7 protein-coding genes are annotated in these 7230 nt (G+C 68.0%); 3 read left to right on the forward strand and 4 right to left on the reverse strand.

The window, feature by feature from the left end:
• Positions 1-189: 189 nt before the first annotated feature.
• On the reverse strand, positions 190-981 hold the full coding sequence (locus tag OIE13_RS13465; protein WP_326639706.1) for a TetR/AcrR family transcriptional regulator: 792 nt from the start codon (positions 979-981) through the stop codon (positions 190-192).
• 77 nt (positions 982-1058) lie between these two features.
• On the opposite strand from OIE13_RS13465, the gene OIE13_RS13470 reads away from it, so the two are divergent.
• Positions 1059-3377, forward strand: a complete 2319-nt coding sequence (locus OIE13_RS13470) for an excinuclease ABC subunit UvrA (RefSeq protein WP_326830083.1) — start codon at positions 1059-1061, stop codon at positions 3375-3377.
• Between the two features lie 200 nt (positions 3378-3577).
• On the opposite strand, the gene OIE13_RS13475 is transcribed toward OIE13_RS13470, so the two are convergent.
• Positions 3578-4192 (reverse strand): TetR/AcrR family transcriptional regulator, encoded by a 615-nt coding sequence (locus tag OIE13_RS13475; protein ID WP_326639704.1) that lies wholly within the window; start codon positions 4190-4192, stop codon positions 3578-3580.
• 70 nt (positions 4193-4262) lie between these two features.
• On the opposite strand from OIE13_RS13475, the gene OIE13_RS13480 reads away from it, so the two are divergent.
• The gene (locus OIE13_RS13480; RefSeq protein WP_442811587.1) at positions 4263-5087 is read left to right on the forward strand and encodes an acyl-CoA dehydrogenase family protein; all 825 of its coding nucleotides are present in this window, start codon (positions 4263-4265) and stop codon (positions 5085-5087) included.
• A 45-nt stretch (positions 5088-5132) separates the two neighbouring features.
• Here the strand turns inward: OIE13_RS13480 and OIE13_RS13485 are convergent, their stop codons facing one another.
• Positions 5133-5300 (reverse strand): hypothetical protein, encoded by a 168-nt coding sequence (locus OIE13_RS13485; RefSeq protein WP_326639703.1) that lies wholly within the window; start codon positions 5298-5300, stop codon positions 5133-5135.
• 68 nt (positions 5301-5368) lie between these two features.
• Between OIE13_RS13485 and OIE13_RS13490 the strand changes: the two genes are divergently transcribed.
• Positions 5369-5515, forward strand: coding sequence for a hypothetical protein (locus OIE13_RS13490; RefSeq protein ID WP_326639701.1), 147 nt, complete (start codon positions 5369-5371; stop codon positions 5513-5515).
• Between the two features lie 107 nt (positions 5516-5622).
• On the opposite strand, the gene OIE13_RS13495 is transcribed toward OIE13_RS13490, so the two are convergent.
• A complete protein-coding gene (locus OIE13_RS13495; protein ID WP_326639700.1) occupies positions 5623-7227 on the reverse strand; it encodes a carboxymuconolactone decarboxylase family protein in 1605 nt (534 codons plus the stop codon).
• Positions 7228-7230 lie beyond the last annotated feature (3 nt).

The raw sequence follows: 7230 nt of genomic DNA on the forward strand, positions 1-7230 counted from the left end.
CCATTCGCGACCTAAACGAAATTTAGTGCTATCGAACATGATCTACAGATATTAAGCGAGATCATGCCACCGAGGTCGAAAGGCGGAAATCATCGGTGAACCCCCTCCGACTGCGACACCACGCGGCGGCTGGTGCGCGTCCGGACGTCGATCCCGCCGAGATGGCAGTGGGACACCATTTCCCCGTGATCAGACGCCGGCCCTGTTCATGGCCGCCTCGATGCCGTCCAGGAGGACGGCGAGCCCGGCCGCGAAGGTCTCCCTCGCCTCCTGTTCCAGGTAGGGAACGCTCTCGTCCTCGGACTGGTAGGCGCCCTCGCTGTCGAGCCAGGTCAACGTCGGGAACCGCTCGGCGAAGTCGGGGGCGACCTCCTCCAGCATGGCCGAGCGGGCGTACCACCACTCCTCGTCGGACACCCCGGTCGCCGCCGGGGCCTGGCGCGACTCCGCGACCGTCTGCGCCGCCCCGCGCACGAAGTGGAACAGCGTCCCGACGAGGCGCCGCAGCATCCCGGCCTCAAGGCCGGTCTCACGGAGGATCCGCAGCGCGGTCTCCAGCATCACGTACTCGTTGGGGCCCAGCACCGGGCGCGCCTGCGAGACCTGCAGCACCCACGGGTGGCGCAGGTAGAACGCCCAGGAATCCCCGGCCCAGGAGGTCATGGCCGCCCGCCAACCGGCCCCCAGCTCGTAGTCGACGGGCAGCTCGGCGAGGGCCCGGTCGTACATCAGGTCGACCAGCTCGCTCTTGCTGGGCACGTAGGTGTAGAGCGCCATGGCGGTGCGTCCGAGCCGTTCGCCCACCGCGCGCATGGAGAGCGCGGCCATTCCCTCGGAGTCGGCGACGGCAATGGCCGCATCCACGATCTCATCCACACTCAGGCCGGGTTTGGGGCCTGGTCGCACCTCCCCCGACCTCGGGGTACGCCACAGCAGGGCCATCGAACGGCGCGCGTCGCCCTGTCCGGCGAAGACGACCAACTTGCCACTCCTTACGGCATAAACTAACTTTGTCGGGCTATCTCTTTACGCGATAAGGATATCAAGGGAGAAGGTCCGTGTTCCCCTCCAGCCCCACCCCCACCGACGACCACGGCGCACGGCACGGCCAGGCCGCCGCGGACAGCCACGACGTGATCGAGGTCCGCGGCGCCAGGGAGAACAACCTGGCCGACATCTCACTGGACATTCCCAAGCGACGGCTCACCGTCTTCACCGGGGTCTCCGGCTCCGGGAAGTCCTCCCTCGTCTTCGGCACCATCGCCGCGGAGTCACAGCGGCTGATCAACGAGACCTACACGGCCTTCATCCAGTCGTTCATGCCCAGCCTCGGCCGGCCCGACGTCGACGCCCTGCGCAACCTGAGCGCGGCGATCGTCGTCGACCAGGAGCGGATGGGCGCCAACTCCCGTTCCACGGTCGGTACGGCGACCGACGCGCAGACGATGCTGCGGATCGTCTTCAGCCGGATCGGCACCCCCCACGTCGGCACCTCGACCGCGTTCAGCTTCAACAGCGCCGAGGGCATGTGCCCGAAGTGCGAGGGGCTCGGCCGGGTGTCGGATGTCGACGTCTCCCAGCTGGTCGACGTCGACCTCTCGCTCAACGAGGGAGCGATCACCGCCCCGAACTTCAATGTGGACTCGTGGTACTGGCAGTCGATCGCACACTCCGGGTTCTTCGACCGCGACGTCAAGCTGAGGGACTACACCCCCACCCAGTGGGAGGACTTCCTGCACCGGCCGGCCACCAAGGTCAAGATCGGCACCATGAACACCACCTACGAGGGGCTCCTGGTCAAGGTGCGGCGGCTCTACCTCGCCAAGGATCGCGAGTCGCTGCAGCCGCACATCAGGGCGTTCGTGGACCGGGCCGTGACGTTCACCAGCTGCCACGCGTGCGGCGGCACCAGGCTCAACCCCGCCGCGCTGGGCTCGAAGATCGACGGCCGTAACATCGCCGACTGCGCCACCATGCAGATCAGTGACCTGGCCGAGTTCGTCCGGGGCATCGAGGACGAGTCGGTAGGGCCGTTGATCGCCACCCTGAGCAACACCCTGGACTCGCTGGTCGAGATCGGCCTCGGCTACCTGAGCCTGGACCGCGAATCCGGCACCCTGTCCGGGGGTGAGGCCCAGCGGGTGAAGATGGTCCGGCATCTCGGCTCCAGCCTGACCGACGTCACCTACGTCTTCGACGAGCCCACGGTGGGGCTGCACCCGCACGACATCGAACGGATGAACGGCCTGCTGCTCCGGCTGCGCGACAAGGGCAACACGGTCCTGGTCGTCGAGCACAAGCCGGAGACGATCGAGATCGCCGACCACGTGGTCGACCTCGGTCCCGGGGCCGGCTCGTCCGGCGGGCGGATCTGCTTCACCGGCGACGTGGCCGGGCTGCGCGCGTCGGACTCCCTGACCGGCCGCCACCTGGACCACCGGACCCGCCTGCGTGAGAAGGTACGGCAGCCCAGCGGGCAGCTGTCCATCACCGGCGCCGACTTGCACAACCTCAAGGACGTGAGCGTCGACATCCCGCTGGGCGTGCTGACCGTGGTCACCGGCGTCGCCGGTTCGGGCAAGAGTTCGCTGATCCACGGCTCGCTCCCCCGCCGGGACGACGTCGCGGTGGTCGACCAGGCCCCGATCCGGGGGTCGCGCCGCAGTAACCCGGCCACCTACAGCGGGCTGCTCGATGCGATCCGTACCGCCTTCGCCAAGGCCAACGGGGTCAGGGCCGCCCTGTTCAGCGCGAACTCCGAGGGGGCGTGCCAGAACTGCAAGGGCATCGGCCTGGTCTACACCGACCTGGCGATGATGGCCGGGGTGGCCTCGGTGTGCGAGCAGTGCGAGGGGAAGCGGTTCACCCCCGAGGTGCTCACCCACAAGCTGCGCGGCAAGGACATCAGCGAGGTGCTGGCCATGTCGGTGACCGAGGCCCGCGACTTCTTCGGCTCCGGCCCGGCCCGCGCCGTCCTGAACCGGCTCGCCGACGTGGGCCTGGGCTACCTCGGCCTGGGTCAGCCGCTCACCACCCTGTCCGGCGGCGAGCGGCAGCGGCTCAAGCTGGCCATCCGGATGGCGGAGAAGGCCACCACGTACGTGCTGGACGAGCCGACCACCGGCCTGCACCTGGCGGACGTGGACCAGCTCCTGGCCCTGCTGGACCGGCTCGTCGACGACGGCAACACGGTCATCGTCATCGAGCACCACCAGGCGGTGATGGCCCACGCCGACTGGATCATCGACCTCGGCCCGGGGGCCGGCCACGACGGCGGCCGGGTGGTCTTCACCGGCACTCCCGCGGACCTGGTCTCCACGGGGGACTCGCTCACCGCCCGGCACCTGCGTACCTACCTGGAGAAAAACGGCGCGTAGCTGCTGAACCCGAAAAATCACTTTTTTGGAGCTTTAAGCGGCGCCCCGCCAGTGGTACTTCCGTTCTAGTGGTCGTCGCAACACCCCAGCTCGGGGACCGAGATCCGCGAGCACCATGGCCGCGTGCGGAGCCGGCCCCAGCCCTGCGAGTTCCGGGACGCGCAAGCCCGTCAGCGGACCGCCCCTGCCGGCATCAGTGGTCACGGTGTTGTCCTCCGCACGTTGGCCGGCTCCTTCGGATCGGCCGTCAGGCTGGTCATGACCAGGTCGGCGAGTTGGCGGTACGCTTCGGCGGCGTCGAGCCCGGTGGTCGCCTGGATCGTCCCGTGCTGGATCGCGCCCATGACCTGGGCCGCGGCGGCCCCCACGAACGACGCGTGAACCGGGCGCAGCGCTCCGGTCTTCACTCCCTCGGTCACGAGAGCCTGGACCCGCCGAGCCGCGTACTGAGTGTTCTCCTGGTACACGTCGTTGGCCGGACCGAAGTCGGCCACATCCGCGAAGAACATGGCCGAGGCCGGCTGAAGTTCCGAGGCGACGGCCTCCAGGTAGATCGCCAGCCGCCTCGCCGGATCATCGGAGGCCACGACCCGGGCCTCGATATGTTCCGCCGCGGTCTTGAAGAACGAGCGCACGGCTGCGACAACGATCTGCTCCTTGCTCGGTGCCACGGCGTACAAGGTGGTTCTCGAACACCGCAGCCGTTCCGCCAGATCTCCGATGTTGAACGAAGAGAATCCCTCGGTCAGGAACAGCTCTCGGAGCTGAACCAGCATCTCCTCGCGGCGCGCGCGAGCCTTCCCTGGAAGTGGCATGACGTCGACCTTATGGCAGAGTACCAGAGCCGATACCGTGGTACTCGTTCCGGTTCTCGGAGGATTGTCCATGCCCGCATCACGTGTCATGCCCACCGGCGAGAGTGCCGACCTGATCACCCTCGTCCGGGACCTCGCCGACAAGGAACTCGCGCCCCGGGCCGCCCGGGCCGAGGCCGACGAGGAGTTCCCGCGCGAGGTCTTCAGGACCCTCGGCGCGGTCGGCCTCCTCGGCCTCCCCTACCCCGAGGAGTGCGGCGGCGGAGGCCAGCCGTACGAGGTGTACCTGCAGGTACTTGAGGAGATCGCGGCGATCTGGTCGAGCATCGGCGTCGGTGCCAGCGTGCATACCCTGGCGTGCTTCGGGCTCGTCAACTTCGGCACGGAAGAGCAGCGGCGGGCATGGCTGCCCGACATGCTCGGCGGCGACCTCCTCGGCGCGTACTGCCTGAGCGAGCCGCACGCGGGCTCTGATCCCGCCGCCATGAGGACCCGCGCCGTCCGGGACGGGGACGACTACGTGCTCGACGGCGCGAAGGCATGGACGACCCACGGTGGGCATGCCGACTTCTACCAGGTGATGGCGCGGACCTCGGACGATCGCAAGGGCATCTCCTGCTTCCTGGTCCCGGCCGACGCGGAAGGCCTGAGCGCGGACCCGCCCGAGCGCAAGATGGGCCTGACCGGATCCGCGACCGCCACCATGCGGCTGGACCACGTCCGTGTTCCCGCCTGGCGCAGGATCGGCGAGGAGGGCGATGGCCTCAAGATCGCACTGGCCGGTCTCGACTCCGGCCGGCTGGGAATCGCGGCGGTCGCCACCGGCCTGGCCCAAGGGGCACTCGCCGGGAACACCGGCGAAACGATCACCACCTACAGCAAGGAACAGGACTGATGGAAGTCCGCGACATCGCGGCGGTCGTCACCGGCGAACACGAGGTCAGGACGGCATCCGCGTCAACACCATCGCGCCGGGCATCGTCGAAACGCCGATGCTGGAAACCGTCTCCGCGGAGTTCCGTTCGGGCTGGCCTCCGGTGTGCCCTTCCCGAAGCGCCTTGCCCGGCCCGATGAGTACGCCCGGCTCGCGCCGGCGATCATCCATCACGACTATCTCATCAGCACACCCCACCACCTCGGCCGCCCGCCCCGAGACGCCCGGTTCTCGGGCTGCCCATGATCGCGATAATCGGGCTCGCTCTTCTCGCGGCGCCCCGGGTCGTGCTTCACGACCTGGATGTCATCCACGAGGGCACCTTCGTGAACGCCCTGTTCGTCTTCGTACCGGGCTGCTGCTACCGCGTGAGCGCGACAAGACGCTGACCTGCCTGGCCGGGGCCGAGCCCGTGGTCTGGGCCCCGGAATGCGGCGGCGTGGCGGCTGGGACGGCACCGGTGGAAGATTGAGAGGTCCCTTGCCTGGCTGTTCGGCTACCGTGCCGTTTCCCCGTCCGATACATAATGCAAGGGCAGCCACCTCTCGCCTTCCCCGGCCTCTCCGCCGCGCTGACCTGCTGCAGGAAACTCGCCAAGCTCACCAGGTGAGGCATCGTCCAAAGGAGTGTCTCGGGTCTGGTGGGCGGTGCGCCAGCCGGAGGGGATGCGGTAAGGGCCCATCCACGGTTCGAGGGGGACGCCCCAGCTATTCAGCGCGAAGGAGACCTTGTGGTACTCGCCGATCAGGGTGACGAGTTCGATCAGTTCACGCTCGCCATAGGTTTCCGACAGGATCGCCCAGGTGCGGTCGGAGACCACTGACTCGGTGTGCAGTTCGTCCACGGCGGTCAGCACCGCCCGCTCGTGCCGGGTCCATGCTCCCAGGGAGATGTCCCGGGAAATCAGGTCGATCTCCTCTTGAGTGAGGCCGACGCCGAGGGCGACATGGTAGTGGTGATTCCACTGGTAGATCGCCGAACACGCCCACGCGCCGCGCAAGATCGCCATTTCGCGCTGCCGTGGCGGTAGGACGCCGTCGATCACGCCATGGGCCAGGGGCATACTATCCTTGTACAGCTTGGTGTGCCGCACAAAGGTGGTCATGACGTTCGGTATGTTCACACTGTGCAGCTCGAAGATCGAGTTCTCTCCCCCGACGAGGCCCAACGCGTCCAGTGTTTCCTGGTCACGCTCACCGGGGGCGACGGGTGCGATCCGCGGCCGTCGGCGGATGCCCTCGGCGATCTCGGCGGCGGTGGCCAGAACCCCGCTGACCGTGCGCTCGGTGCTGTCGCCCAGGGAGTCGTAGACGGTGGCCAAGGTGATCGCCAGGTTCTCCCGGCAGGCCCACTGCTCCCAGCGGCCGAGCGGCAGGTCGACCGCGGCTTCCTCGACCGGCATTCCCTTGCGGTAGCGCACCTCCGCCTCGCTGTGCAGGTGCTCGAGATAGTCCCGCAGATCGATGATCCCGGTGATGTCGGTGACCGGCCCGTACCCGGGAACCACCACAGCCGGCCGTAGCGCCACGAGCTGGACGCACGCCGCACGCCACTGCTCGATCGAGCCCGACCACGACGCGGGATGCACACCGTTGACGACAGCGGCACCCGTGATCAGCACCGCCTCGTCAGGAAGCCACACGATCGTGTCGGCGGCGCTGTAGGCGCGCCCGATGTTTTGAACCTCGACCAGTGTGTGGCCGACCTTGAGGTCGGTCGCACCGCTGAAGGTTTGATCAGGTGTCAATCGCCGGGCCGCGATTCCGTGGGTGCGCTGGGATCTCCCGAGATAGGCATCGAGGGGAGAACCCCGCTCCACCTCGACGGCGTCGAGCAGAGGGCAGCCGGCGAGTGCGGTCGCCGTCTCCACCGAGGTGAGTGTCGTGGCGCCCTCCGGGATGTGCTGCCCGGAGTCGGTGTCGGTGAGCACCACCGTCTTCGCCGCGCCTTCGCCGTGACTGAGCAGCTGTCTCGTGGCGTCCGCGCTGTCGAGAGTGCCGACGAGCATGCCCCCGCTCATGTCACCTCGCACGTACGTCGCGTTGCGAGTGGTTCCGTCGTAGGCGATCCACACGGACTCGCTCAGGTGTTCGTAGTACATGTC

The sequence above is a fragment of the Streptosporangium sp. NBC_01810 genome (genome assembly GCF_035917355.1).
Lineage (GTDB): Bacteria > Actinomycetota > Actinomycetes > Streptosporangiales > Streptosporangiaceae > Streptosporangium.